Below are 25,485 nucleotides of genomic sequence, written 5' to 3'. Positions count from 1 at the left end.
AACATGCTGGTATGGCGGATTTCAGCGCTCCTTCTGGAGCAGCTGACCGCTCTCGGCGTACGGCCATTGCCCGACGCCCGAACCGCAGTGACCGAACCCGACTCGCGTCTGACTTCCCGCATGGTCGAGCGTTGGAGACGGATCCTGCATGAAAAGAATGCTAATCAATGCCACGCAGCCCGAAGAACTTCGGGTTGCGATGGTGGACGGTCAGAAGCTTTATGACCTTGACATCGAATCCCCATCACGGGAGCAGAAAAAGTCCAATATCTACAAGGGTAAAATCACCCGCGTAGAGCCCAGCCTCGAAGCCGCCTTCGTCCAATACGGATCGGATCGGCAACGGCACGGTTTCCTCCCCTTCAAGGAAATTGCCCGGAGCTACCATAATGGTAATGGCGGTGACGGCAAGTCCTCCATCAAGGATGTCATCAAGGAAGGTCAGGAAGTCGTCGTCCAGGTCGACAAGGAAGAACGTGGCAACAAGGGCGCCGCGCTGACCACCTTTATCAGTCTTGCTGGCCGTTACCTTGTCCTGATGCCCAACAACCCCCGCGCTGGTGGCGTATCGCGTCGCATAGAAGGCGAGGAGCGAGACGAGATCAGGGATGCCCTCCGGCAGCTCGACGTCCCAGAAGGCATGGGCTTGATCGTCCGGACTGCCGGCGTCGGTCGCAACATCGAAGAACTGCAGTGGGACCTCAACTACCTGCTCCAGCTCTGGGACATGATTCAGAAAGCGGCCGACGAGCGCCCTGCTCCCTTCCTGATCTACCAGGAGAGCAACCTCATCATCCGTGCGCTGCGGGATTACCTGCGTGCCGATACGGGCGAGATCCTCATCGACGACGCCGGCGTCTTCCAGCAGGCACAGGAGTTCGTGCAACAGGTGATGCCGCACTTCCTGCCGAAGGTGAAGCTCTACGAAGACACGGTTCCGCTGTTTACGCGCTACCAGATCGAGAGCCAGATCGAGTCCGCTTTCGACCGGCAGGTGCAGCTACCCTCTGGTGGCGCCATCGTCATCGACCACACCGAAGCACTCATCTCCATTGACATCAACTCGGCGCGCGCCACCAAGGGCAGCGATATCGAGGAGACGGCGCTGAACACGAATCTCGAGGCCGCGGACGAAATCGCCCGCCAGCTTCGAATCCGTGACCTCGGTGGCCTGATCGTGATCGATTTCATCGACATGGGCCCCAACCGCAATCAGCGAGAGGTCGAGCAACGACTGCGGGACGCGGTGAAGATGGACCGCGCGCGGGTCCAGGTCGGCAGAATATCGCGTTTCGGCCTGCTGGAGATGTCACGCCAGCGGCTGCGAGCCTCTCTCGGGGAAGCCAGTCAGGAAGTCTGCAAGCGCTGTAACGGCCAGGGCACCGTGCGTGGCGTCGAGTCGCTGGCGCTGTCGATACTCCGCATCGTCGAGGAAGAAGCGATGAAGGAGAAGACGGCGAAGGTGGTGGCACAGGTGCCGGTAGATGTTGCCACCTTCCTGCTGAACGAAAAGCGCAGCGCCGTCTCCACCATTGAGGGTCGGAACGGTGTGCAGGTCCTTTTGATACCCAATCGCACGCTCGAAACACCTCACTACACTGTGCAGCGTGTGCGGGGCGACGACGACTCCGCGGACGACGTCAGTTACAAACTGCCGACTGCCGAAGAACCGGAGACCGTAACGCCGGCGCTTGCAGAGCCGCCGCGTCCGGAACAGCCGGCGGTGCGAGCCGTCGCTCCGGCTCCCGCCCCACCGTCAACGATCCCACAGACCAGCCAGGTTGCAGCACCTGCCAACGAGGGCCACCAGTCGTCCCGTGGATTGCTTGGTTGGCTGGGCTCCCTGTTCAAGAGTGAACCGGCCAACACGGCAGATCGGGAGCCCCAGGAAGACAACCAGGACGGCGGTTCGAACAGGCGCCGTCGCGGCGGCAGCCGACGCAGCGAAGGTGGGGACCGCGGTACTGGTGGAGAGCGCGGTCGGCGGGGCGGTCGTCGCGGCGGACAGCGTGCCTCCGGTGGCGATCGTCAGGCGAATGGAAGCACCAGCAAGGCTGAGGACGACAAGCCGCAGAAGAAATCAGAGTCGCAGTCAGCGACGGCGGACGACGGACGACGCCCACGTCGGCCTGTACGCCAGCAGCGCCCTGCCGAAGTGAAGGAAACTTCGACGGAAGCCGAGGAACCGAAGGCCACCGCCCCTAACACGGGATCAGCCAACGATGAGCAGGATAACGACGGCGAGCGTAGCCGCAGTCGTAGCCGACGCGGCCGTCGTGGTGGTCGCCGACGTCGTCGTGGCAACGGGGCCCGCCAGGACGAGAATCAGACTCAGGAAACCGGGCAGAATCTTGAGTCTGGCCAGGAGGGAAGCGAAAGCCGCGCTTCCAGTGATCAGGAAGCGCAACCTTCCAATGCTTCCAAGGCTGGTGATCATCAGACGGAATCCGCCCCGGTCTCAGCCTCATCGACTCCGGCTGCGGCTCCTGCTGCAGCTCCCGTGCCCGCCCCTGCCAAGGATGTTGAGGCGGTAGAGCCGGACTCGGCAAAAGACACGGAAACGAAAAAGCAGACGCCGAAACCCCGGGATCCCCGTATGCGCGATGGCCGGCCAAGAATTCCTGCAGTGGCAACACCTCAGGAAGAGGTGGCGAATCGGGAAGACCCAGCGCCTGAAGCTTCGGCTCCTGCTCCCGCTCCGATGCCTGCCGCCGAAGCGAAGCAGGAATCCATGCCCACCAGGGAGTCAGAGGTCGAGGCCAGCCAACCGGCGGTGGAAGTGAAAGCAGCGGCGGAGCCTGTGACCCAGGCCGAGGAAAAACCTGCTCCTGTTGCATCCACCGACGAGCCCAAGCAGGAAACTGCCGAGCAGGCTCAACCGGACACCGGCCAGGCAAGGCGCCCCGAGAGTGAACACCCCCCCGAGGAGGCGGCGTCACGGGAGCAGCAGGTGCAGAAGACTGCTTTCGAGGAACCTGCCGAAGTGGGAGTTGGTGACGACAACGGCAATGGAGACGGCGACGAAAAGGAGAAGCCGACTCGGCCGTAATCATTTAGCGGTTTCGGGACACTAGTAACGGGGGTCGGCCACGCACTCGGTGGCGAGGCCGGCCCCAGTCCCAGCTGACGCCGTCAGCGCTTGATCTGCTGACTGACCCTCGCGAGCAATCCGTCACAACCCGCATCGACCAGGCTGAACACGTGCCTGAATCCGTCTTTGCCACCGTAGTAGGGGTCCGGCACATCGCCCGCTGGAACATCCGGGGCGAAATCCAGCAGTCTGTGGATCCGCCCATGGGTGGCAGTCGGAGCCGACGACAGAAGAATTTCGAGGTTGTGACTGTCCATGGCGATGATCCAGTCGAAGTAATCGAAGTCGCCAGCACTGATCTGTCGTCCTCGAAGATCGCTGATGTCTATGCCGTGGCGCAGGGCCTCCTGTTGCGACCGTCGATCCGGCGGCCGGCCCACATGGTAGGCGTGGGTGCCCGCTGAATCAGTCTCGACATTGTCTGCAAGTCCCGTCTGCCGGAGTTTGTGCCTGAACACACCCTCCGCCGTCGGTGAACGGCAAATGTTGCCCATGCAGACGAATATCACGCGAACCAGTTCACCATTCGCCATGCATCAGGTCCTCCTCTGTGTCTCGGGTGGAACTCAGCGCAGACGTGTCAGCGCCGCTTCAGCGAGATGCAGCTGCTCGGGGGTGTCGATTCCCGGGCCGGTATCGCCTTCCACCCTCGCGGTGACAATTGTTTCGCCGTGCCAGAGCGCGCGCAACTGTTCAAGGCTTTCGATCCGTTCCAGCTCTGGTGCCTGCATCGTCGGATAGTCCCGCAGGAATGCCACCCGATAAGCATAAATACCGAGGTGTCGGTACCAGCATTGGACACTGGCGGGACGGCCTGCGTTCTGCCGGTCCCAGGGAATAGGTGCTCTGCTGAAGTAGAGGGCCTCGCCCAAGCGGTTGATGACCACCTTCACCACATTGGGATCATGCAACTCCCCGGCAGTGGCAAGGGGCGTAACCAGTGTGGCCATACGGGCTTCGCTTGCCTCTGATAGGCGGGCATGCAGACGCCGGATGAAATCCGGTGGCATCAGTGGCTCGTCACCCTGGAGATTGATGACGATCTCATCATCAGCCAAGGCCAGCGTTGTGACCACCTCGGCAAGCCGATCGGTACCGGACTGGTGGTCGGCCGAGGTCATGATGACTTCATGGCCTGCATCCGTACAAACACCGGCGATTTCCTCATGGTCTGTCGCGACGACCACACGAGCTGCACCTGCTTCCCTTGCCCGATCGCAGGTGTGCAGAATCATCGGCCGACCGGCGATAGGCGCGAGCGGCTTACCCGGGAATCGGGTTGAACCGTAACGTGCCGGGATTGCCACCATGAAGGACTTGCTCATGTGTCAGCCCCGGTCTTTCCATGGTTGTGGCGCTTCCGAAACCGATCCAGTCCAGCTCGAACACGAGAAATCAGCATGCGTTCGGTCTCGGCGGTGAGTACGGTCTCGGCAGGCACGGCCCAGTGGCGCGAATCCGCGAAACGCGTGCACTTCACCGCATCCTTTTCTGTCATTAGCACTGGCAGCTCATCATCGAACAGGATATCGCGCTTGGTGAACGGGTGGTGATCGGCGAATGGATGGGGAATCACCTCGATACCGAAACGCCTCAACGCGGCAAAGAAGCGATCCGGGTTGCCGATACCCGTTACGGCATGCACTTGCGACCCGGAAAAGCTGCCAAGATCGCACACGGTGTCACTACTGAGTGCATGTGCCTTGTCGAGCTTCAACGTGAAGTAGTAGTGGGTGATCCAGGACGGCCCCCCGTTGGCCACCACGAGATCCACCCCTCTCAGCCGCCTGCGCGGTTCCCGCAAGGGTCCGGCGGGCAGGCAATGGCCGTTTCCGAGTCCGCGGGCGGCATCAATCACCACGACTTCGAGATCCCGGGCGAGGGCATAGTGCTGCAGCCCGTCATCAGAGACGATCACATCGCAGCCGAATTGGTGAAGCAGCGCTTCGGCAGCCTCCACACGGTTGGGGCTTGCCACCACCGGGCAACCCGTTCGCTGGGCCAACAGCACCGGTTCATCACCGACTTCGTAAGGATCGCTGTCGGGCTCGACAAGCTGTGGCCACTTTTCAGCCTGCCCGCCGTAACCCCGCGTGATGATGCCGGGCCGACGCTTCATGCTCTGAAGGTAACGGGTCATCCAGATGACCAACGGTGTCTTGCCAGTACCACCAACAAAGATGTTGCCAATGACCATGACCGGGACGGCTAGCTGATGGCGCTTGCGCAAGCCGAAACGGTAGGCCAGACGACGGCAGAGCATCACGCCACGGTACAGCCACGATAATGGCAACAAGGCAAGCGTGCGTGGGCCGGAATGCAGCCAGAAGTCCGGAAAGCCGCTCACGAAGGGCTTTCCACCGGGAGCGCATTCACGAGTGCCGTGTTCATTGCTGCTCCTGGGGAACCGTGGCGATGGACAACCGCGAGATATTCGCCTGGCTCGCCGCATCCATTGCAATGACCAGGTTCTGGTGCGGCGTTCTGGCATCGGCACGGATCACCAGTGGTGCATCCGGCGTGTCTTCACGGGCCTGCAGCAGGCCGCGACGCACCGTATCTACCTGGTTGTTCACCAGTGCGCGGCCATTGATGAAGAACTCTCCCTCGGCATTGATAGCCAGCTCTATGGGCTCGACGATCTGCTCGCCAGGCTCACGACTGGCCTCGGGCAGTGTCAATTCCAGGTCCGCCTGGCGCATGAACGTGGTGCTGACCATGAAGAAGATCAGCATGAGGAAGACGACGTCGATCAGCGGAGTCAGCGTGATCTCCGGATCTTCACGTCTGCGGTGACGCAGGTTCACGCCTTGCCCTCTTCATCGAGTGCGCTGCGCTCACGCTGCCCCTGCACCACCTCGACGAGCTTCAATGCCTCCTGCTCCATCTCCACCACGAACTGATCCACCAGGCCGCGGAAGTACCGGTAGGCAATCAGCGAGGGAATGGCGACTGTGAGGCCAGCCGCGGTCGTGATGAGGGCTTCGGATATACCACCAGCGAGTACCGGGGCGTTACCAACACCGTGTGCAGTTATGGCGCTGAACACCTTGATCATGCCGATAACCGTCCCGAGCAGGCCGAGCAATGGCGTGATCGAGGCGATGGTTCCGAGGGTATTGAGAAACCGCTCCAGCGCGTGGGCCTCGTGACGACCGGCATCCTCGATGCTCTCCATCATGATCGGGCGGCTGTGGTGGAGATTGATCAGCCCCGCGGCCAGAACTCGCCCCAGCGGGGAGGACTCCCGCAGCTTGCGAATCTGTGCGGCATCGAGTTGCTTGTTCTTGAACAGGTGCCAGACCTGCGCGACCAGATGCGATGGAATGATGCGCTTGCGCTGCAGCGTCCACAAGCGCTCGCCGATGATTGCGAGCGACAGCAGCGAGCAGCCGATGATAGGCACCATCAACCATCCGCCGGCCTGGATCAGTTCCCACACGTTGCCTGTCCCTCCTTCCTGAGCGCCGGGGGTGTGGCAGCAGTGCTCACCCCTCCCTGCATACGCTCGGCATCATATCGGATTTGCCGTCTTGACCGAAGGGGCGCGCCCCGTCCCACCATGGGCGTTGACTGCGCTGTGTGACCGGTCGCTCAGCGGAACCCAGCCGCCAGCCTACGGCGCCGTGGCAGCCAGTGCGCAGAACAGTTGTGCCGCCCGCCTCCATATGGTCGAGGAGGGAGGCATGCGGGAGGCCATAACGGCCCCGGGCATCGACGGGCACGATCGCGAAACCGGGAGTCGCCTCAAGGTCGGGGATCAGGTCGCGATGACCATGCCCCGGCACCACGAGATAATCAGGACTACCAACGGCCGAAGGCAACCGGGCCCAGTCCCCTGCCCGCTCGATGCCGGTGGCGATCAGCAGCTTGGCTTCACCGGCTGCCACACTCACCACACAGCGATCGTCCTCCCCCACGGCGTCCACGCGGAAGTCGACGCCGTCCCAATGCCAGGAGCCGGCTTGCCGGCACGGATGGTCTGCGTAACGCCCGTACGCCATTCGATGCGCTGGCCAATCCTGGCCCCTGGCGTGCTGCCCGGCGCGGTCGCGGCTGATGAGCAGGCGATCCAGTTTGCTGATACCGGCTTCGGCGAGGGCATCCAGTCTGCCACGCCGAAAAGCCGCAGGACCGGTGTCCACCAACAGCGAATGATGCCGCGTCCGCACGAGAGTGGCGTGGCCGTATCCCACATCTAGCACCAGCACGTCAGCCATGCCGTCGGGGATGCGGGCAGGCAGCCATGACAGGGTCAGGGCCAGCAACGCCGCCATCGGCAACAAGACCAAGCGGGACACGCCCCGCAACCAGACCAGCACCAGCACGAAGCTCAGCCCACCGATCACCGGACCCACTGTCGCCCCCTGCCGCAAGACCGGGCTGAAGGCAGCCAGCCCACCCAGGGCCGCGTCCAGCAGGGTGAGCAACCAGCCTGCCCAACCAATAATGAAGTCGGCAACGGCAGACGAGATCAGCAACATCGGCGTCGCCGCCAACAACAAGGGCACGATAAGCGCCCCCACCGCGGGCACCGCGAAGGCATTTGCCAGGGGTGCAACCAGTGCGACATGGCCGAAGTTCATGGCGGTCATTGGCGCAAGGCCGAGAAAAAGCGCGAGCTGTGCCGCCGCCCATTGCCGCCACGCTGGCCATGGCGGTGCGTGACGGTGGCGGATCACGGCGACCAGCACAGCCACAGCGAGAAAGGATAGCCAGAAGCCCGCCTGTAGCGGGGCAAGCGGGTCCCTCACCAGCACGGCAACCGCGGCGAGGGCCAGCACCTGGAATGGGCCCACCGTGCGACGACTGCAGAGGGCCACCGCCGCGATGAAGAGCATGATGAGCGCACGTTGTGTGGGTAACGCAAAGCCAGCCAGCGCTGCATAAGCGGCGCCCACCGCCAGCGCCGGTACCGCGCCGGCCAGTCTCGCCGGAAGGCGATCGCACCAGGGCGAGAATCTACGCCAGGCAAAAGCGGCAATCAGCCAGACTCCACCCGCGGCGAGACTGATATGTAGACCCGAGATGGCGACCAGGTGATTGGTGCCGGTATCAAGCAGTCGCTGCCACTGCTCAGGCTCCAGATGGCGCCGATCCCCCACCAGCAGGGCTGCCGCCATGGCCCCGCCCCCCGAATCCGGGATCACCCGCACAAGACGGTCGGATAGACGTTCACGCAGGGCGTGCAGCCCTTGTGCATCCTGTATCAGCGATGCGTCTTGCGTTGCAACAACCTGACCCACGGCGTGCACCCGACGAGCCGTGCGCCAGCGCTCAAGATCCAGGCCGCCGGGGTTTGCGGGTGCAACCACCGGCTGCAAGCGCAGACGAAAGCGCCACTGCTCGCCAGCGTGTACCGGTTCGGCATTGCCGAACCAGGCCACATCGATCCGCCGTGGAACCCAGGCTTCGGCCTTGTCCACCCGCAGCAGGAAGCGATGCCCACCCGCAGCCGGCAGGTCGGCAATTCTGCCCTCCACCAGTGCCTCCATGCCTGCCTTGTCATGGGGAAGGCGTGAATTCAACTCGGCGTCGATAACCCAGGCAGTCCAGGCGTATCCGAGGAGGAAAGCCAACACACCCAGGGCAGCACGACGCCGACGGCACCGCGACAGCAGGAATAGACCGGGGAGCAGGGCCATGAGCCCGGCCACCAAGAGTTCTGGCCGGTTCAGGTGTGCCAGCAGAAGCCCGGCGAGTAAGCCAGGCAGTATGTGAGCCATAGTCCGTCCCTGGAGGTCTGGCGACCATTCGAAGGTTGCGCGGGTCTGTTCAATAATGGCAGCGTCCGTTCCGTGGACAGCGCTCTGCTGACTATGCTGACGCTGAAGGCGAATCAGGGCAAGATAAGCCATCACCGTATCGGGTGATGCTCCTGTGGGCGCGCACCGTCACAGCCCGGCGCCGAACATCCATGTCACCAGATCGAGGCTTCAGAAAGTCGCGCGATGCCGAGAAAGTTTCTCCGCCGCTATCTGCCAAAGTCCAGCGAAGTGCGTCAGCACCGCCAGTTGCGGTTGTTTGGTGCCCTGCTCGGCAACCCCAGGTTATGGCATCTGAACCGACATGGTGTTGCCGGCGGGTTGGGTGTGGGAGTCTTCTGGACTTTTATTCCCATGCCGTTCCAAATGATCCCCTCCGCCGCCACGGCAATCCTGCTCCGGGTCAACGTGCCCATTGCCCTGGCTGGGGTCTGGATTTCCAACCCCATCACCATGGCGCCGATGATGTACGGCCAGTACAGGCTGGGGCTCTGGCTCATGGGGTCGGACATGCGGCAACGGCGCGGCTTCGAACCGACCATAGACTGGTTCTGGCAGGAGATGGCGAACATCTGGCAACCGCTGATGCTGGGCAGCCTGACCTGTGCGGTGCTACTTGGAATGGCCAGCTACGGCATGGTGCATTTGATCTGGCGACTGCACATTCGCGCACAATTGCGACGCCGCCGATTGCGGGCTCGCAGGAAAAGACCCGAGTCTTCCTAAGCAGTCTCGGACAGTCGCCCATCATCCATGATTGCGTGGCGCTGCAGTCTCGCCGCCAGTGCCTGATCGTGAGTCACGACCAGCAGACTTGTGCCCACCTGTTGATTCAACTCCAGCAGCAATTCGAAAACGGAATCTGCGGTTTGGCTATCCAGGTTCCCGGTGGGCTCATCCGCCAGCACGCAGGCCGGTCGCGTCACCAACGCTCTTGCGATGGCCGTGCGTTGACGCTCGCCACCGGAAAGCTCGGAGGGTTTGTGGTCACTGCGTGCCTTGAGGCCGACGCGCTCAAGCAGCGCAGCAGCCTCACGTCGCGCCAGGGATGCGGACTCCCCGCGGATCAGCAACGGCATTGCCACATTCTCCACGGCGGTGAATTCCGGCAGCAGGTGGTGGAATTGATAGATGAAGCCCAGATAACGGTTTCGCGCCAGGCCGCGCTCCTTGTTGCCCATGTCGTACAGCGAACGTCCGGCCAGACTCACCGTGCCCTCGCTTGGCCGCTCAAGCCCACCGAGAATATGAAGCAGCGTGCTCTTCCCGGAACCGGAACGCCCGACGATGGCGAGTTGCTCCCCCCGGTGCACCTCAAGATTCACATCCTCGAGCACGGTGACCGGAGCCGGACCTTCCTTGAACGTCTTGCCAACTGCCACGCAGGACAATGTCGTGTCGACTTCATTCATAGCGCAGCGCCTCCGCCGGTTCGGTTCGTGATGCTCTCCAGGCGGGATAGAGGGTGGCAACCAGGGAAAGCACAAGGGCGACACCGGAGATACGCAGAACATCCCGCATCTGCAGATCCGACGGCAAGTCGCTGATGTAATAGACATCCGCCGGGAGGAACTGCTGACCAAGCATGCTTTCGATGGCCGGCACCAGGGTTTCCACGTTCAGGGCCAGGGCGATGCCTGCCACCGTGCCAAGCAGTGTGCCGAAGATCCCGATAATGGCCCCCTGAATCATGAAGATCCGCATGATGCTGCCGGGGCTTGCACCCAGCGTGCGCAGTATGGCGATGTCGGAACGCTTCTCGTTTACCACCATGACCAGGGTCGACACGATGTTGAATGCCGCCACGGTGATGATCAGCGTCAGAATCACGAACATCACCGTCTTTTCCGTCTGCACAGCCCGGAAGAAGTTCGCATGCTCACGGGTCCAGTCCCGCACCGAGTAGCGCCCGTCGAGGGTCAGGGCGAGTTCACGGGCCAACCAGGGTGCAGCCATCATGTCGTCGAATTCGAGCCTCAGACCTGTGATGCCCTCGTCCAGGCGCATGATCGCGGCAGCATCGTCGAGATGCATGAGGGCAAGCCCGCGATCATATTCGTACATGCCCACATGGAAGGTGCCCGCCACCTCGAAGCGGCGCACCCGCGGTACGATACCGGCAACGGTAGCGCGGGCTTCCGGGGTGACGACGGTTATGCGGTCACCCACCCGGGCGTTGAGCATTCTTGCCAGGGCGCTGCCGAGAATGATCCGGTACTCGCCGGACTCAAGGCGCTCCGCGGCATCGCCTTGCACGTTATCGAGTACGCGGGACACGGTGGCTTCATGCTCCGGCAGGATGCCGCGGATCATGGCTCCGCTGACCTCGCCGCCTCGGGTCACCATGACCTCGCCAGAGACAAACGGTGCGGCGCCTTCGACCCGGGGGTGATCGAGCACCTGCTCGCGCAAATCACGCCAGTCCGACAGCGGCTCGGAGGCACCCTGGATGCTGGCATGTGCAACCATACCGAGAATGCGTTCGCGCAACTCCCGTTCGAAGCCGTTCATGACCGACAGCACGGTGATCAGCGCCATGACACCCAGTGCAATCCCGGCCATGGAGATCAATGAGATAAAGGACACAAATCGGTTGCGCCGCTTGGCACCCGTGTAACGCAGCCCGATGAAGAGCTCCAGAGGCTTGTACATGTATGTTCCCGTCAGTTCTTCAATTCAGGCCGCGTCGAGTTGCGGGCATATCACCGGAAGCCGCCGCTGCAACGCGATGCGCCGGGGCGAAACGCGGGCACCCAGCGCGCAGACTTCGACGCCGGCGGCAATGGCCTCGCGAAGCGCCAACCCATAGGCCGGGTCGATGGCATCGGCCGGCCGCACTTCCGCCACATCGTCACGCTGCACACAGAACACCAACGCCGCCCGGGCACCCTGGCTTGCCAGCTCGGCCAGATGCCGCATATGCCGTGTTCCCCTGGTGCTGACCGCATCGGGGAACAGGGCGACGCCGTCCTCGACGGCCGCGGTCACGTTCTTGACCTCCAGGTAGCAAGGCGGCTCCCCTGCAGGTCCTTCCAGCACGAAGTCGATACGGCTTCCGCCGCCGGGCAAGGTGACCTCCCGCCGGATTCGATCGAAACCGCCAAGCCGGTCAGCCAGCATGCCGGTTTTCAGCGCTTCCTCAACCAGCCGATTCGATCGGCCCGTGTGGATGCCGACCAGTACGCCAGGGCTGCTTTCCACCAATTCCCAGGTGTGCGGATACTTGCGACTCGGCCGATCGGATCGGCTCAACCAGACCCGGGCGCCGGGCTCCTGGCAGCCGAGCATGGAGCCGGTGTTGGGACAGTGGGCCGTCAGAGCGGTTCCATCGTCCAGATGCACATCGGCAAGGAAGCGTTTATAGCGTCTTATCAGGGTCGCCGGAATCAGCGGCGGTTCGAACTGCATGGCGAACTCCGGCATGCGGCGTGAGCAGTCGCGCAAGAGGATACCAGCCCAGCTTCGGCAAACGTAGCGGCTCGCCAACACATCGGGACGCATTGGGAATTTGCCGGAATGCCAACCAGTGCATGGTCGTTGCCCACTCCAAGACGGTGTAATACCCTCCAAGACAAATGATTGTGGAGATCACGGATGCCAGTCCGCGCAGCAAAAATCGGAGTACTCGCCCTGGGTCTCGCCCTGTTCGCCCCCATTGCCTCGGCAGATCGTCTGCTTATAGACAATGTGCGCCAGGCCGACCAGATTCGCTCTGAACGCCCCCAGAACGGCGAGACCATGGATCAGGTTGCCCGCCGCTACGGCGACCCCGGTGATCGCGTCGAGGCTGTGGGTGAGCCGCCGATCAGCCGCTGGATCTACGACGGCTTCACGGTGTATTTCGAGCACGACCGGGTGTTGCATTCGGTAGAACGCCACGACTGAGGCCGCGACAACCTTGATGCAAGCAGTGCACGGGCGGCGCCTGCCCGCCGAATGGGAGATGCAACGCGTCGCACTGCTGACCTGGCCCCATGCCGGTGGTGACTGGGGAGACAACCTGGCAGAAGTGGAACAGACATTCCTGCGTATGGCCGAGGCCATACTCGGGCACCAGCCTCTTGTAATTGCATGTAGCGACCAGCCCGCCCGCCAACGTCTCCAGAGCCAACTCGCGCCTCACGGCGCACCGGACATTCACGTTGTTCCCAGCAACGATATCTGGGTTCGTGACCATGGTCCGATTACCGTGGTCGGTCGCGATGGCCGCCCCCGTCTGCTTGATTTCAAGTTCAATGGCTGGGGTGGCAAATATCCGGCCGAGAAAGACGACAGGCTCACCCGCCACCTCCATGCGACCGGTGCCTTCGGCGATCTGCCCCTTGAGTCCGTGCCGTGGATTCTCGAGGGCGGCAGCCTGGAAACCGACGGCCGCGGAACGCTTCTCACCACAAGCAGCTGCCTACTCACGGATACACGCAACCCGGGAACCGACAAGGGCTGGTGGGAAGATCGCTTCGCCGAGTGGTTTGGGATTGATCGTGTGCTCTGGCTGGATCACGGCCACCTGGAAGGCGATGATACCGACGGACACGTGGACATGCTGGCGCGGTTCGTCAATCCGGAGACGATTGTCTACACCGCCTGCGACGACCCGGACGACCCCCACTACGACAGTCTCGCCCGCATGGCCGATCAGCTGCGGGCATTTCGCAGCCGATCCGGCAAACCGTACCACCTGATTCCGCTGCCATGGCCCAGCGCCCACCATGACGAGACTGGTGAACGCCTGCCATTGAGTTATGCCAACTTTCTCGTGATCAACGGCGCAGTTCTGCTGCCCTGCTACGCTCAACCACAGGATCAGGCAGCCGAAAACCTGCTCGCGCCTTTATTCCCGGGCCGTGAACTGCACCGCATACCCGCACTACCGCTGATCCGCCAGCACGGCAGCGTACACTGCGCAACCCAACAGATCGTTCGCTGATTCAACCGAGGCGGATTCGCCTGTTAGAATACGCGGCCCTTAACTCGAGCGCGGACACGTCCATGCCCGGCAAGACACTGACCGTCGGTCTGGTACAGCACCGCTGCACTGCTGATGCCGAGGCCAACCTCGCACGCTCCATCTCCGGCATCGAGGAAGCCGCCAGGGCCGGTGCAGAGCTGGTGCTGTTGCAGGAACTGCATCGCACACCCTACTTCTGCCAACGCGAACAGGCTTCCGCCTTCGATCTGGCTGAACCCATTCCGGGTCCGACCACGGATCAACTGGCCGATGCCGCAAAACGCCATGACTGCGTGGTGGTGGCGTCCGTTTTCGAGCGTCGCTCGGCGGGGCTCTATCACAACACGGCGGTGGTGCTGGAGCGCGATGGAAGCATCGCCGGGCGCTACCGCAAGATGCACATCCCGGATGATCCGGGCTACTACGAGAAATACTACTTCACGCCCGGCGATCTGGGCTTCACGCCCATCGACACCAGTGTCGGCAGGCTGGGCGTGCTGGTGTGCTGGGACCAGTGGTTTCCCGAAGCCGCCCGCCTGATGGCGCTCGCCGGGGCAGAGCTCCTGCTCTACCCCACTGCAATCGGTTGGGCGCAAGAGGACGACACCCAGGAGCAGGCCCGGCAGCGCGATGCATGGATCACCATTCAACGCGCCCATGCCGTGGCCAATGGCCTGCCGGTGCTGGTCTGCAACCGCCACGGCTTCGAGCCTGATCCGGAAGCTCCGGACCAGGGTGCACTTTTCTGGGGAAGCAGCTTCATCGCCGGTCCGCAGGGAGAGATCCTCGCCGAGGGTGCCGTTGACGCCGACCAGACGGTGGTGGTGACGCTTGACCGAAGCCGCAGCGAGGCCGTGCGCCGCGCCTGGCCCTATCTGCGCGATCGTCGTATTGATCATTACGGCGACCTGTGTCGCCTATACCGAGACTGACCGAACACTGATGAGTGAGATCCAGAGCCCACTGAATCCCGTCCTGCCCAAGCACACAGGGCGTACAATTCGTTGGAGTGGCTTATGGGGTAGCACCCCGGCACTCGCCCTGCTGCAGGCCGTCGCCGGCAAGGGTGATGGCATCGTGCTTGCCCTGGCGGCAACGCCCCACGACGCGCAGCAACTGGAGACAGAGCTGCGCTTCTACGCCGGAGACAACGACGCGGGAATACTGGCGTTTCCCGACTGGGAAACCCTGCCCTACGATGTCTTTTCACCCCACCAGGACATCGTTTCGCAACGGCTCAGGACACTCCATCGGCTGCCCGATACCCGTCACGGCATCCTGGTCGTACCTGTCAATACCCTGCTGCAGTGCTTGCCTCCCCCCAGTTTTGTCGAGCAGAACGTGTTCGAGCTGTCCGTGGGCGATCGCCTCCAGCTCGACGCATTGCGGCGGCGCCTGGAACAGGCCGGTTATCGCTGCGTGCCCGAGGTCATGGAACACGGTGAATTCGCTGTCCGGGGGGCACTGCTGGATCTCTACCCCATGGGCAGTGATCTGCCGTTCCGGGTGGATCTGTTCGATGACGAAGTCGAAACCATCCGGACCTTCGATCCGGAAACACAGCTCAGCCGTGATCGCGTTGAATCCATCTCACTGCTGCCCGGGCGGGAATTTCCTGTAGATGAGGCCGGCATCGGCCTGTTCCGGGCGGGTTTTCGCGCCAGCTTCGAAGGTGACCCCACCCGCAGCCTGATCTACCGCGACGTGAGTGAGGGCAACATGCCCAACGGCGTCGAGTCGTACCTGCCGTTGTTCTTCGAGGAAACGGCGACCCTGTTCGACTACCTGCCGAGCGGGGCGACCATCTACATGGCTGATGGAGTCGTCGCCGCGGCGGGAAGCGCATGGGCCGAAGTGCAGGACCGCTACGAGCAGCGCCGCCACGACAAGACCAGGCCACTACTGCCGCCCGAACGCCTGTACATGCCTGCCGAAGAGCTGTCCCGACGCCTTGAGGACAGTGCAGTGGTCGTGCTGCACCAGGAAACCGCTGCCGAACAGGCCAAGGGACCGGCGCCCGGCGTCGTTCGCCATGCGACCCGCCCGCTGCCATCACTGGCACTGAACGCCAAGGAAAACGAACCGGAGCGGCCAGCTCTTGCTGATTTTCTCGCCCAACAGGCGCCTTCGGCACGGGTGCTATTCGTGGCGGAAACTGCCGGTCATCGGGAGGCCATGCTGGACAGCCTGCGCCGCCACGACATCAAACCCCAGCAACATGGCAACTGGCCGGATTTCGTCGCCTCCAGCAATCGCCTGGGCATCGTCGTTTCAACGCTGGAGCGCGGCGCCTGGCTGACCGACGGCGAAGGGATCGTCATCGTCACCGAGGCAAACCTGTTCGGTAATCGCGCGCAGCAGCGCCGACGACGCCGGCGCCAGGACAGGGACCCCGCCCTCCTCTTTCGTGATCTCAATGACTTGAGAATCAACTCTCCTGTTGTACATGAGGATCACGGCGTTGGTCGGTATCTCGGGCTGCAACGCCTGGATGTGGGGGACTTCCCCACCGAGTTCCTCACACTGGAGTACGCCGGTGGCGACAAACTCTATGTGCCGGTGGCCTCGTTGCACCTGATCAGCCGCTATACCGGGGGCGATGAATCCAGCGCCCCACTGCATCGACTGGGTAGTGGGCAATGGGAGAAGGCCCGCCGCCGAGCGGCGGAGAAGGTCCGGGATGTCGCGGCAGAGTTACTGGACGTTTACGCCCGACGCGCGGCCCGCCAGGGAACCAGCATGGTGGCGGATGCAGACCAGTATCAGCGCTTCGCCGAGGCCTTCCCCTTCGAGGAAACGCCAGATCAGCAGGACGCCATCGATCAGGTGGTGGCCGATCTCGCCTCGCCACAGCCCATGGATCGCGTGGTCTGCGGCGATGTCGGTTTCGGCAAGACCGAGGTCGCCATGCGCGCCGCCTTCGTCGCCGTGGAGAGCGGGTTTCAGGTGGTGGTATTGGTGCCGACCACCCTGCTGGCTCAACAGCACTATCAGAATTTTCAGGATCGTTTCGCGGATTGGCCGGTGAAGATCGGTCTGCTGTCTCGCTTTGTGGACAGCAAATCGCAACGCGCAACCCAGTCGGGCCTGGCTGACGGCACCCTGGACATTGCCATCGGCACCCACAAGCTGCTGCAGTCGGATTTCAAGGCGAGAAACCTCGGTCTGGTGATCATTGACGAGGAGCACCGCTTCGGAGTGCGTCAGAAAGAGCGCATGAAGGAACTGCGTGCCGAGGTGGACCTGCTGACACTGACCGCGACGCCCATCCCGCGGACACTGAATATGGCCATGGCGGGCATGCGCGATCTGTCCATCATTGCAACGCCACCCGCCAGGCGGCTGGCGGTGAAAACTTTCGTGAACGAGTGGAACGAGGCGCTGGTTGAAGAGGCCTGCCTGCGGGAATTCAAGCGTGGTGGCCAAGTGTACTTTTTGCACAATGATGTGCAAACCATTGAAAAGAAAGCGAACGATCTGCAAGCGCTGCTACCCCAGGCGCGCATCGGCGTGGCCCACGGGCAGCTACCCGAACGGGAGCTGGAGCGCGTGATGCTCGACTTCTACCATCAGCGGCACAATCTGCTGGTGTGCAGCACCATCATCGAGTCGGGCATCGACGTCCCCAGCGCCAACACCATCATCATCAATCGGGCGGATCGCTTCGGGCTGGCGCAATTGCACCAGATGCGAGGACGCGTCGGCCGCTCCCACCATCGCGCCTACGCCTACCTGATCGCACCGCATCGCAAGGCCATGACCGCCGATGCCGCGAAGCGGCTGGAGGCCATATCAGCCCATGAGGATCTGGGTGTCGGCTTTAACCTCGCCAGCCATGACCTGGAAATCCGCGGTGCCGGCGAGTTGCTTGGTGCCGAGCAGAGCGGGCAGATCAACGAGATCGGCTTCTCCATGTACAACGACTTGCTCGAACGTGCCATCAAGGACTTGCGCTCGGGGCGTGAGCCCGCCCTGGATCAGCCGCTGCACCATGGCGCCGAAGTCGACCTGCGCCTCCCTGCCCTGCTGCCCGAGGACTACCTGCCGGACGTCCACACCCGTCTGGTGCTCTACAAGCGGATCGCCAATGCCGGCAGCAAGGCACAGTTGCGCGACCTGCAGGTGGAGATGATCGACCGTTTCGGGCTATTGCCCGATGCCACCAAGAATCTGTTCCGCATCACCGAATTGAAGATTCGCGCGGAAGCGCTGGGGATCAAGCGCATCGAGCTTGGACCCTCCGGTGGCAATCTCGCATTCGCTCCGACGACGCACATCGATCCCGCAGCCCTGGTGATGCTGATACAGGGCTCTCCGGACACCTATCGTCTCGAAGGTCAAGAGCGTTTGAAGGTCCGTCTGGATTTGCCGGAACCCACCGATCGTTTTGCCTTGGCCGAGCAACTGCTGGACAATCTCAGACAACGTGAAGCCGCCTGACCCTGTCGCACCATGCGAGCGGGGCAACGAATGGAGACTGGGGATGCGTCGGTTCTATCAACAATGGCTGGTCTTTGTCTGCCTGCTGATCGGCGCCAATGTGGCCTCTGCAGATTCCCGGCTGTTTGATGTCGAAGTCATCATCTTCCAGCAGACCCATGCAGATCTGGCGGAAGAACGCTGGCCGATGACCTGGCAGCCGGCGAGCTTCCCTCGCTACGCAGAGCTCGCCAATAGCGGCAACCCGGACAACGCGCGCTTCACCCAGCTGTCAGCGGATCAGTTGCGTCTAGGCCAGACTGCGCGCCGTCTGGACAACCAGGATCGCTATCGCGTGCTGCTCCACGCCGGCTGGAGGCAACCGGGCTTGAGCCAGACCACAGCGCCTGCTGTGAATATTCCACTTGGCGGGGCACCATCATCGCCCACACCAGCCCTCGGCGGAACCGACGACGAAGACAATGGCCTCGCTGCAGCCAGGCCGCTGCCGGGGCTGTCGGGTTATCTGCGGGTATACGTGGAGCGATTTCTCCATATCGAGAGCAATCTGCGCCTGGTGGATCCGAGCCTGCGACTGGCAGGGCGCGTGGATCATCTGCCGCTCTTCGACAGCGTGCAATCGCCAGTGGTCGTGATGCAGGAACGTCGGCGCATGCGCAGCGGAGAGACACACTATCTGGATCACCCTGTACTTGGGGTGATCGTGCGCATCGAACGCGCCGACTAGCAAGACACCACTGCCCTGCCATGCAGGCAGCGGCTACAGACTGGGAATGAACGCCCCCAGTAGCGTGCGGACACGTTCCATGCCCTCGTCGAGGTTCTTTTCGATGTCGGCCATGGTGATCTCCTCGGAGCGCAACCCCGCACCCCAGTTGGCCACTACCGCGCAGGTGGCGTAGGCAAGCTCCAGCTCCCGGGCGAGCGCTGCCTCCGGCATGCCGGTCATGCCCACCATGTCGCAGCCGTCCCGAAGCAGCTTGCGAATCTCCGCAGCGGTCTCAAGCCTGGGGCCCTGGGTGGCCGCGTATGTTCCCTGCTCAACTGCATCGAGGCCGGCGACACGCGCTGCCTGAATCATGACTTCACGCAGGGTCGGGTCATAGGGATGGGTGAAATCAATGTGAGTGACATGGGTCAGATCATGTTCGAAGAACGTGTGGTGCCGGGACCAGGTGTAGTCGATGATCTGATCAGGAAACGCAATCCGTCCCGGGGCCATGGCGTCGCTGATGCCACCCACCGCCGCCACGGCAATCACCCGGGTGACTTCGAGATGCCGTAATGCCCAGAGGTTGGCCCGGTAATTCACCTTGTGAGGAGGAATGGTGTGCCCATAACCGTGCCGCGCCAGAAACAGCACTTCCCGTCCGTGCAGAACCCCATGGGTGATCGGCCCCGATGGCTCGCCATAGGGCGTATGGACCACTTCCCGGTGGGTAATTTCCAGGCCCTTGAGGCGTGTCAGGCCGGTACCCCCGATAATTGCGACAGTCATTGGCCCGCCTCCTGCTCCACCACCGCGTAGATGCCGGGCGCATTACGCAGCATGTCGTGATAGTCCATGCCCGCCCCGAACACGTAGCGGTCATCCACCACCAGACCGACATAATCAGCGACGACCTCCGGATGACGGCGGTCGTGGCGCTTCTCCACCAGTGCTGCGACGCGCACCCGAGCAGCGCCCCTTTCGAGGCAGTCCTCGATAATGCCTCGCAGGGTGTGACCTTCGTCGAGAATGTCATCAACGATCAATACTTCGCGCCCCCGCAGATCAGACCGCGGCCGGGCGATCCAGACCAGCTCTCCGCCCCGGGTCGCACCGCGATAGCGCGTCGCGTGTACGTAATCCACTTCCAGCGGGAAATCGAGCTTGGGCAGCAGCCGACCGGTAGGAATCAGCCCGCCGATCAGGACGCACAACACCACGGGGACGGCCTCGGAAAGGTCCCGGGTGATGGCGACGGCCATCTCCTCCAAAGCTTGTTCGACTGCATGATCATCATGCAGCCGCTCCGCCGCTTGCAGGGCAGCTACCGTCTCGTCTCGATTCATGGGGGTTGATCCATCCAATGCCGGGCTGTCGAACACGGGATGGAACCACAAACACGTTCCGGTGGCAAAGGCAGCAGGGCTACCGACAGGCGACAATCAGCACGAAATCCTGTAGCCTCTCCGGCCATGAAAAACGACCATCTTTCAGTTACTACCTTCAAATCCCTCGGTATCACGCAATGCCTGCTCGATGCGTTGAACGAGGTCGGCTTCAGTCACTGCACCCCCATCCAGGAAGCGACCCTGCCCATGGCGCTGCAAGGGCGGGATCTGGCCGGTCAGGCCCAGACGGGCACGGGCAAGTCTGCCGCCTTCCTGCTTGCGACCATGCACTACCTCATGGAAACGCCGGTGGCAGATGACAAGCGCGGCCCCTGGAGCATCATGCTGGCACCGACCCGGGAGCTCGCCCTGCAGATCCACAAGGACGCAGAGAGCCTGGGCCAGTTCACCGGCATGAAGTTCGCTGCCATCTATGGCGGCACCGGTTACGAGCAGCAGCGCAAAATGCTCGAGGACGGCGTGGACATCATCATTGGTACGCCGGGCCGGATTATCGACTTCTACAAGCAGGGCGTTTTCAAGCTCGACAACATCGAGGTCGTGGTGCTGGATGAGGCCGACCGGATGTTCGATCTCGGTTTCATCGGTGACATCCGCTACCTCTTCCGGCGCATGCCGCCGCCGGACAAGCGCATCAACTACCTGTTCTCGGCCACGCTGTCGCAGCGCGTGCTGGAGCTGGCCTATGAGCACATGAACGACCCGGAAGTGGTGCGCATCGAGCCAGAACAGATCACCGCGCAGAACGTCACCCAGAAGCTCTATCACGTTGCCAAGGACGACAAGATCCGACTGCTGCTCGGCCTGTTCAGCAAGCACACGCCAAGTCGCACCATCGTCTTCGTCAACACCAAGCGCGCCGCCGATCAGGTCACGGGCTATCTGAAGGGCAACGACTTCGATGCCGAGGTGATCTCTGGGGATATTCCGCAGAAGAAGCGCGAATCCCTGCTCAAGCGCTTCCAGGACGGGGATCTCCCGATACTCGTGGCCACCGACGTGGCGGCGCGGGGGCTGCACATTCCCGGCGTCAGCCACGTGATCAATTTCGATCTGCCGCAGGATGCCGAAGACTACGTGCACCGTATCGGACGGACGGCGCGAGCCGGCGAATCCGGTGATGCGCTGAGCCTGGCCTGCGACGAATACGTCTATTCACTGCCCGATATCGAGGCCTACATCGAGCAGCGAATCCCCGCCGAAGTGGTTGCGCCGGAACTGCTGATCGAGCCCAAGCCACCGGTGCGCATGCGCCGCTCAAGCACGGGCCCGAAACGCAATGGTGGTGGTGGCCGTCGTCCCCGCCGACCATCTGCATCGCCGAACTGAGCATTGTGCCCGCCACCATGAGCAAGCCACGCACCCTGCTGCACGAGACCACGCTGGACACGCGCTGGGGTGACATGGATGCGCTTGGCCACATCAACAACGCCACCTACTTCACCTATTGTGAAAGCATCCGCGTGGAATGGCTTGAGGGGGTTTCGGGGCGCATTGCCGGCGCCCAGGGTGAGGGCCCCGTGCTGATCAACGCCAACTGCGATTTTCTTCGCTCCATCGTCCATCCTGCGCGGCTCCAGATCAGCATGTATGGTCTGGCACCCGGTCGAAGCAGTGTGATGACCGAGTACGAAATCCGGGATGCCCGGGATACCGACATTCTCTACGCCACCGGGTCGGCCAAAGTCGTGTGGGTGGATTTTGCCGAGAGCCGCTCCCGCCCTTTGCCGGAATCCTTGCGGGCCCTGCTGCCTGACCCCGACTGACCGCGCCGCGGCGATGAACTACCTCGGCCACCTGTATCTCGCCGACATGGATGCCGAGCATCGACTGGGCAACCTCATGGGCGACTGGGTCAAGGGGCCCCTGGACCGGCATGCACTGCCACCGCGCATCATGGCGGGCGTCAGGCGCCACCGGCAGGTGGACAGCAACAGCGACCAGCATCCGATCATGCGCCGCGCCAGGGCCCGCTTCAGCGGACGTCACCGCCGCGTCGCCGGCATTGCCCTGGATGTCCTCTGGGATCACTTCCTGCTGCGGCATTGGCCGGTGCGCTCGGAGGGCTCCCTCGACGCCTTCCTCGCCGGCTGCTACCGGGATGTGCTGAACGCCCTCCCCGCCTGCCCCGACCACCACACCCGACACCGGATCGAGCGCATCATCCAGGAGGACTGGATCAGACGCTATGCCGAGCTATCCAATGTCATTCAAGCGATTTCCCGCATCGGCTTGCGTCTCTCCCGTGATCCTGGCCTGCATGACATCGGTAGCCAGCTGGAGCAGCTCTATCCGGCGCTGGAGCAGGACTTTCTCGAATTCCCCCTGTTGCCCGGGCGGGATCAGGCGATTCCCGCACTGACCGGCACAGATGGCAGTCTACCGGCGTGAACCAGCGTATCAACCCGGAGTCGCCCCTGCTGCTGTTTGCCCTGCTGGCGGGTAGCAGCCTGACAGTCATGTCCGGGGCCGCAGTGTCCCCCGCGATGCCCGCCATCACCGCGGCCTTCGCCGATGAGCCCATGGCGGATTTCCTGACCCGCCTGGTGCTCACCATGCCGGCGCTGTTCATTGCCTTGTGCGCGCCGCTGGGTGGGCTACTGGTCGACCGGGTGGGGCGCAAACCCGTCATTGTTGTCGCACTGACGCTGTACGGGCTAAGCGGGACTGTCGGCCTGTACACGGACTCTCTGACAGTCCTGCTGGCCAGCCGCGCCCTCCTCGGCGTTGCCGTGGGTGGCTTGATGACTGCCTGCACCACGCTGATCGGCGATTGCTACCAGGGGGTGCGCCGAAGCCAGGTACTGGGCCTGCAGGCAAGTTCGGCCGCCATAGGCGGCGTCGTGTTCCTGCTCGGCGGCGGTCTCCTCACAGAATTGAGCTGGCGAGGACCATTCACGCTGTACCTGGCGGCGTTCGTGTTACTTCCAATTACCCTCATCGCCTTGCGCCAGGCTCCGGTCTATACGCCGGCGCAACGCGCCGAGGCTGCTGCCAGGGGCGACCAACAGCGCCCGGCAATGGCATCGCTAATCGGGCTTTATGCCTGCATGCTGCTCGGCATGGGTCTGTTCTACGTGGTCCCCCTGCAACTCCCCTACCGCTTGCATGAACTCGGCTACATGAGCGGTGCACTTGCCGGAGCCGCGTTGTCAGTGAATACGGTGTGCGCCGCAATCCTTAGCTTCAGCTACCGGCAGCTCTATTTGCGCTTTCCGGAATGGCAACTGCTGGCAGCCTCGTTTTTCGCCATAGCCGGTGGCCTGGGCCTGATCGGCGCAGCCGAGGGCCTGCCGCTGATCCTGACCGGACTGTCCTTTGTCGGTGCTGCACTCGGATTGCTGATTCCAACCGTGAATCAGTGGCTGTTACGAATCGCCCCCCTGTCCATGCGGGGTCGCATCATCAGCGGCAGCACGGCGGGTTTGTTCCTGGGGCAGTTCCTGTCCCCGTTTCTCAGTCAGCCACTGGTGGGGCTCACCGGGCTGGCAGGCGCGTTTCTAGCATTCTCGGCTCTGGCATTGGTGGTCGCGGTGCTTGTCACAGTGCTGGCTCGGCGTGGCCGACCCCACGACCCACGAACCGATGCCACCAGGGGTGCCAGTTGATTCGTGCGATGCTGCGCTGCGGCGTGCCTTGTGCCAGGTCGCACAGCACACTCTGAAACGCGTCTACAATCGCGCCGACGCAGTTGGTGTAATCAGTCCGGAGGTTGCAATGCGGATCTCATGGTTGTTTCTGGTTTTCGCTGCTCTGTTGCTGGGTGCCTGCGGCGGCTCGGCTCCGGAAAGCAGTTCTCCAGCAGACGCCTACACGGCCTTTTTCGAACGCCTCGATAACGGCGACCGGCAGCAGGCGCTGGAGTCGCTGGCGCCGGATGGTGCACTGGGCGATACCTTTCGGGGCGGCAGTTACTACATGATGGCCGAGGTCATGGAGCAGCAGTACGAACGACATGGTGGACTGGATGCTGTACTGATCGACGAGGAACGGGAGATCTCCAGCGAAGAAGTCCACGTGGAAGGGCGTGTCCGATATGGCGACGGCATGGAAGAACCGCGTCGCATCATCTTCGTGAAGGAAGGTGAACGCTGGGTGGGGCGCCTCTGATATCAGAGTCTTTTTTGCCCCTCCAGCCAATCGATCAACACGTCCATGCGAGCACGCTGATCCGGGGCTTGCAATATAAGGTGCGGAGCCTGCTCCTCAATGATCAATTCCACCGGCCCGGCCAGGCTTCTCTGCAATCCACGGATCGCTTCCGGTCTGACCATGCCGTCTTCTCCGCCGTAGAATATCAGCGTCGGCACAGCCACCTGCCCGGCGATCTCGGTGGCGTCGTCAGCAAGGCGCACCAATCCCGCGTAGGTGTCCAGCCGCACGCGGCGGACGATGCGTGGATCCTCCCCGAAGCGCTCGACGGCACTGTCAACCAGGGTGCCTTCATAGTTCCGCGACAATCGCACGCCAGCGCCGGGCAGGATGCGCTCTCCCAGCCACAGCAGAACATCCCAACCCCGCCGGAATGGGATGCCTTCCCGAACACCGGGCGCCGCAAGAACCAGACCGTCCGGCGGTATCTCGGCCTCTGCCGCGAGCAACAGGGCGACCGAGCCACCCATGCTCTCGCCAAGCAGATAGACCGGAGCGTCGGTCTGCGCCCGCACAGCATTGTAGACTTCCAGAGCATCGCGAATCATACGCTCCTCGCCAGCCCATCGTCCTTGCTCAGGGGTAGTGCCGAAGCCGCGTTGATCGAAAGCCACCACGCGATAGCCGGCCCGTGCCAGCTCAGGCCCGACTTCCTCGAAGGCAAGCCTGAAATCGCCAAAACTGTGCAGCGCGATGACGGTGCCGCGGGATTCGGAATCCGCGGGCTCCCACTCACTCACAGGCAGTGCGACGCCGTCATCGGCCATGAAGAACGACGCGGGGGGACTCAATGCCATGCCGTTATCTATCGTTTCCATGGAAGCCTGAGTACAGCCGACAAGACTCGCCGCCAACAGACTGCTGAGGGCGATACCGCGGTGCAGATGTCGGGCCATTTCGCCCAGCGTGCCATTCATAGCGCTGTCAGAGTGTGACACCCGTCGATGGTTCCTTCCCGGTTGCATGGGTAT

Annotated in this window: 24 protein-coding genes; 12 read left to right on the top strand and 12 right to left on the bottom strand. The window is 62.7% G+C overall.

Features of this window, described 5'->3' with window-relative positions:
* The first annotated feature begins 148 nt into the window (after positions 1 to 148).
* Positions 149 to 3,049, top strand: coding sequence for a ribonuclease E (gene rne / locus J2T57_RS16985; RefSeq protein WP_253481764.1), 2,901 nt, complete (start codon positions 149 to 151; stop codon positions 3,047 to 3,049).
* Between the two features lie 83 nt (positions 3,050 to 3,132).
* On the opposite strand, the gene J2T57_RS16980 is transcribed toward rne, so the two are convergent.
* From J2T57_RS16980 to J2T57_RS16955, 6 genes are read right to left on the bottom strand one after another with little or no spacing between them, the layout of a single operon-like run.
* Entirely contained in the window at positions 3,133 to 3,624 is a 492-nt protein-coding gene (locus tag J2T57_RS16980; RefSeq protein WP_253481761.1) for a low molecular weight protein-tyrosine-phosphatase, read from the bottom strand.
* Between the two features lie 33 nt (positions 3,625 to 3,657).
* Positions 3,658 to 4,416 carry a 3-deoxy-manno-octulosonate cytidylyltransferase gene (gene kdsB, locus J2T57_RS16975; protein WP_253481758.1) on the bottom strand — a complete coding sequence of 253 codons (759 nt, stop codon included), beginning with the start codon at positions 4,414 to 4,416 and terminating at the stop codon, positions 3,658 to 3,660.
* Positions 4,413 to 5,438, bottom strand: a complete 1,026-nt coding sequence (gene lpxK, locus J2T57_RS16970) for a tetraacyldisaccharide 4'-kinase (protein WP_253481755.1) — start codon at positions 5,436 to 5,438, stop codon at positions 4,413 to 4,415. Before lpxK ends, kdsB begins: the two co-directional genes overlap by 4 nt.
* Positions 5,439 to 5,478: 40 nt before the next feature.
* Positions 5,479 to 5,898, bottom strand: a complete 420-nt coding sequence (locus J2T57_RS16965; RefSeq protein ID WP_253481752.1) for an ExbD/TolR family protein — start codon at positions 5,896 to 5,898, stop codon at positions 5,479 to 5,481.
* The gene (locus J2T57_RS16960; protein ID WP_253481749.1) at positions 5,895 to 6,533 is read right to left on the bottom strand and encodes a MotA/TolQ/ExbB proton channel family protein; all 639 of its coding nucleotides are present in this window, start codon (positions 6,531 to 6,533) and stop codon (positions 5,895 to 5,897) included. Before J2T57_RS16960 ends, J2T57_RS16965 begins: the two co-directional genes overlap by 4 nt.
* A 46-nt stretch (positions 6,534 to 6,579) precedes the next feature.
* Complete coding sequence (locus J2T57_RS16955; protein ID WP_253481746.1) at positions 6,580 to 8,817, bottom strand: DNA internalization-related competence protein ComEC/Rec2; 2,238 nt, start codon at positions 8,815 to 8,817, stop codon at positions 6,580 to 6,582.
* A 225-nt stretch (positions 8,818 to 9,042) separates the two neighbouring features.
* Here J2T57_RS16955 and J2T57_RS16950 point away from each other — a divergent pair, with 225 nt between their 5' ends.
* Positions 9,043 to 9,582 (top strand): DUF2062 domain-containing protein, encoded by a 540-nt coding sequence (locus J2T57_RS16950; protein ID WP_253481743.1) that lies wholly within the window; start codon positions 9,043 to 9,045, stop codon positions 9,580 to 9,582.
* Here J2T57_RS16950 and lolD read toward each other — a convergent pair.
* Genes lolD through sfsA form a run of 3 tightly spaced genes read right to left on the bottom strand, consistent with a single transcriptional unit; the run spans position 9,579 to position 12,264 of the window.
* Entirely contained in the window at positions 9,579 to 10,268 is a 690-nt protein-coding gene (lolD, locus tag J2T57_RS16945) for a lipoprotein-releasing ABC transporter ATP-binding protein LolD (protein ID WP_253481740.1), read from the bottom strand. The genes J2T57_RS16950 and lolD overlap by 4 nt on opposite strands.
* Positions 10,261 to 11,508 (bottom strand): lipoprotein-releasing ABC transporter permease subunit, encoded by a 1,248-nt coding sequence (locus J2T57_RS16940; RefSeq protein WP_253481737.1) that lies wholly within the window; start codon positions 11,506 to 11,508, stop codon positions 10,261 to 10,263. Before J2T57_RS16940 ends, lolD begins: the two co-directional genes overlap by 8 nt.
* Before the next feature lie 24 nt (positions 11,509 to 11,532).
* On the bottom strand, positions 11,533 to 12,264 hold the full coding sequence (sfsA, locus tag J2T57_RS16935; RefSeq protein ID WP_253481720.1) for a DNA/RNA nuclease SfsA: 732 nt from the start codon (positions 12,262 to 12,264) through the stop codon (positions 11,533 to 11,535).
* Between the two features lie 186 nt (positions 12,265 to 12,450).
* On the opposite strand from sfsA, the gene J2T57_RS16930 reads away from it, so the two are divergent.
* The 5 genes from J2T57_RS16930 (at position 12,451) to J2T57_RS16910 (ending at position 18,971) form a co-directional block, all read left to right on the top strand.
* Entirely contained in the window at positions 12,451 to 12,741 is a 291-nt protein-coding gene (locus tag J2T57_RS16930) for a hypothetical protein (RefSeq protein WP_253481718.1), read from the top strand.
* A 16-nt stretch (positions 12,742 to 12,757) separates the two neighbouring features.
* Positions 12,758 to 13,783 carry an agmatine deiminase family protein gene (locus J2T57_RS16925; protein ID WP_253481716.1) on the top strand — a complete coding sequence of 342 codons (1,026 nt, stop codon included), beginning with the start codon at positions 12,758 to 12,760 and terminating at the stop codon, positions 13,781 to 13,783.
* A 62-nt stretch (positions 13,784 to 13,845) separates the two neighbouring features.
* Positions 13,846 to 14,736: a carbon-nitrogen hydrolase gene (locus tag J2T57_RS16920; RefSeq protein ID WP_301289477.1), complete on the top strand. Its 891-nt coding sequence runs from the start codon at positions 13,846 to 13,848 to the stop codon at positions 14,734 to 14,736.
* A gap of 10 nt (positions 14,737 to 14,746) precedes the next feature.
* Positions 14,747 to 18,244 (top strand): transcription-repair coupling factor, encoded by a 3,498-nt coding sequence (gene mfd, locus J2T57_RS16915; RefSeq protein WP_253481714.1) that lies wholly within the window; start codon positions 14,747 to 14,749, stop codon positions 18,242 to 18,244.
* Positions 18,245 to 18,287: 43 nt separating this feature from the next.
* On the top strand, positions 18,288 to 18,971 hold the full coding sequence (locus J2T57_RS16910) for a CsiV family protein (RefSeq protein ID WP_253481711.1): 684 nt from the start codon (positions 18,288 to 18,290) through the stop codon (positions 18,969 to 18,971).
* Positions 18,972 to 19,004: 33 nt separating this feature from the next.
* On the opposite strand, the gene J2T57_RS16905 is transcribed toward J2T57_RS16910, so the two are convergent.
* Both J2T57_RS16905 and J2T57_RS16900 read right to left on the bottom strand, forming a co-directional pair.
* Positions 19,005 to 19,742 (bottom strand): S-methyl-5'-thioinosine phosphorylase, encoded by a 738-nt coding sequence (locus J2T57_RS16905; RefSeq protein WP_253481708.1) that lies wholly within the window; start codon positions 19,740 to 19,742, stop codon positions 19,005 to 19,007.
* Positions 19,739 to 20,299 carry a hypoxanthine-guanine phosphoribosyltransferase gene (locus tag J2T57_RS16900; protein WP_253481705.1) on the bottom strand — a complete coding sequence of 187 codons (561 nt, stop codon included), beginning with the start codon at positions 20,297 to 20,299 and terminating at the stop codon, positions 19,739 to 19,741. The genes J2T57_RS16905 and J2T57_RS16900 overlap by 4 nt, the downstream gene beginning before the upstream one ends.
* Positions 20,300 to 20,425: 126 nt before the next feature.
* Here J2T57_RS16900 and J2T57_RS16895 point away from each other — a divergent pair, with 126 nt between their 5' ends.
* The 5 genes from J2T57_RS16895 (at position 20,426) to J2T57_RS16875 (ending at position 24,472) form a co-directional block, all read left to right on the top strand.
* Positions 20,426 to 21,691, top strand: a complete 1,266-nt coding sequence (locus J2T57_RS16895; RefSeq protein ID WP_253481701.1) for a DEAD/DEAH box helicase — start codon at positions 20,426 to 20,428, stop codon at positions 21,689 to 21,691.
* A 17-nt stretch (positions 21,692 to 21,708) separates the two neighbouring features.
* Positions 21,709 to 22,128, top strand: a complete 420-nt coding sequence (locus J2T57_RS16890) for an acyl-CoA thioesterase (protein WP_253481682.1) — start codon at positions 21,709 to 21,711, stop codon at positions 22,126 to 22,128.
* A gap of 13 nt (positions 22,129 to 22,141) precedes the next feature.
* Positions 22,142 to 22,753, top strand: coding sequence for an acyl carrier protein phosphodiesterase (locus tag J2T57_RS16885; protein ID WP_253481679.1), 612 nt, complete (start codon positions 22,142 to 22,144; stop codon positions 22,751 to 22,753).
* The gene (locus J2T57_RS16880) at positions 22,750 to 23,970 is read left to right on the top strand and encodes an MFS transporter (RefSeq protein WP_253481676.1); all 1,221 of its coding nucleotides are present in this window, start codon (positions 22,750 to 22,752) and stop codon (positions 23,968 to 23,970) included. Before J2T57_RS16885 ends, J2T57_RS16880 begins: the two co-directional genes overlap by 4 nt.
* A 109-nt stretch (positions 23,971 to 24,079) precedes the next feature.
* Positions 24,080 to 24,472, top strand: a complete 393-nt coding sequence (locus J2T57_RS16875) for a DUF4878 domain-containing protein (protein ID WP_253481673.1) — start codon at positions 24,080 to 24,082, stop codon at positions 24,470 to 24,472.
* Between the two features lie 2 nt (positions 24,473 to 24,474).
* On the opposite strand, the gene J2T57_RS16870 is transcribed toward J2T57_RS16875, so the two are convergent.
* Positions 24,475 to 25,431, bottom strand: coding sequence for an alpha/beta fold hydrolase (locus J2T57_RS16870; RefSeq protein WP_253481670.1), 957 nt, complete (start codon positions 25,429 to 25,431; stop codon positions 24,475 to 24,477).
* Positions 25,432 to 25,485 lie beyond the last annotated feature (54 nt).

It is taken from the genome of Natronocella acetinitrilica, from assembly GCF_024170285.1.
GTDB classification, from domain to species: domain Bacteria; phylum Pseudomonadota; class Gammaproteobacteria; order Nitrococcales; family Aquisalimonadaceae; genus Natronocella; species Natronocella acetinitrilica.
Note: the sequence above shows the minus strand (reverse complement) of the source record. Positions and strands in the feature narration are given on the sequence as shown.

Excerpts from the sequence above, each read along its gene's own strand:
- J2T57_RS16890 (WP_253481682.1), top strand. The coding sequence starts at position 21,709 with ATGAGCAAGCCACGCACCCTGCTGCACGAGACCACGCTGGACACGCGC.
- J2T57_RS16885 (WP_253481679.1), top strand. The coding sequence starts at position 22,142 with ATGAACTACCTCGGCCACCTGTATCTCGCCGACATGGATGCCGAGCAT.
- J2T57_RS16920 (WP_301289477.1), top strand. The coding sequence starts at position 13,846 with ATGCCCGGCAAGACACTGACCGTCGGTCTGGTACAGCACCGCTGCACT.
- mfd (WP_253481714.1), top strand. The coding sequence starts at position 14,747 with ATGAGTGAGATCCAGAGCCCACTGAATCCCGTCCTGCCCAAGCACACA.
- J2T57_RS16900 (WP_253481705.1), bottom strand. The coding sequence starts at position 20,299 with ATGAATCGAGACGAGACGGTAGCTGCCCTGCAAGCGGCGGAGCGGCTG.
- J2T57_RS16905 (WP_253481708.1), bottom strand. The coding sequence starts at position 19,742 with ATGACTGTCGCAATTATCGGGGGTACCGGCCTGACACGCCTCAAGGGC.
- J2T57_RS16870 (WP_253481670.1), bottom strand. The coding sequence starts at position 25,431 with ATGAATGGCACGCTGGGCGAAATGGCCCGACATCTGCACCGCGGTATC.
- J2T57_RS16980 (WP_253481761.1), bottom strand. The coding sequence starts at position 3,624 with ATGGCGAATGGTGAACTGGTTCGCGTGATATTCGTCTGCATGGGCAAC.
- J2T57_RS16930 (WP_253481718.1), top strand. The coding sequence starts at position 12,451 with ATGCCAGTCCGCGCAGCAAAAATCGGAGTACTCGCCCTGGGTCTCGCC.
- rne (WP_253481764.1), top strand. The coding sequence starts at position 149 with ATGAAAAGAATGCTAATCAATGCCACGCAGCCCGAAGAACTTCGGGTT.
- J2T57_RS16925 (WP_253481716.1), top strand. The coding sequence starts at position 12,758 with ATGCAAGCAGTGCACGGGCGGCGCCTGCCCGCCGAATGGGAGATGCAA.
- J2T57_RS16910 (WP_253481711.1), top strand. The coding sequence starts at position 18,288 with ATGCGTCGGTTCTATCAACAATGGCTGGTCTTTGTCTGCCTGCTGATC.
- J2T57_RS16875 (WP_253481673.1), top strand. The coding sequence starts at position 24,080 with ATGCGGATCTCATGGTTGTTTCTGGTTTTCGCTGCTCTGTTGCTGGGT.
- kdsB (WP_253481758.1), bottom strand. The coding sequence starts at position 4,416 with ATGAGCAAGTCCTTCATGGTGGCAATCCCGGCACGTTACGGTTCAACC.
- J2T57_RS16955 (WP_253481746.1), bottom strand. The coding sequence starts at position 8,817 with ATGGCTCACATACTGCCTGGCTTACTCGCCGGGCTTCTGCTGGCACAC.
- lolD (WP_253481740.1), bottom strand. The coding sequence starts at position 10,268 with ATGAATGAAGTCGACACGACATTGTCCTGCGTGGCAGTTGGCAAGACG.
- J2T57_RS16895 (WP_253481701.1), top strand. The coding sequence starts at position 20,426 with ATGAAAAACGACCATCTTTCAGTTACTACCTTCAAATCCCTCGGTATC.
- J2T57_RS16950 (WP_253481743.1), top strand. The coding sequence starts at position 9,043 with ATGCCGAGAAAGTTTCTCCGCCGCTATCTGCCAAAGTCCAGCGAAGTG.
- sfsA (WP_253481720.1), bottom strand. The coding sequence starts at position 12,264 with ATGCAGTTCGAACCGCCGCTGATTCCGGCGACCCTGATAAGACGCTAT.
- J2T57_RS16940 (WP_253481737.1), bottom strand. The coding sequence starts at position 11,508 with ATGTACAAGCCTCTGGAGCTCTTCATCGGGCTGCGTTACACGGGTGCC.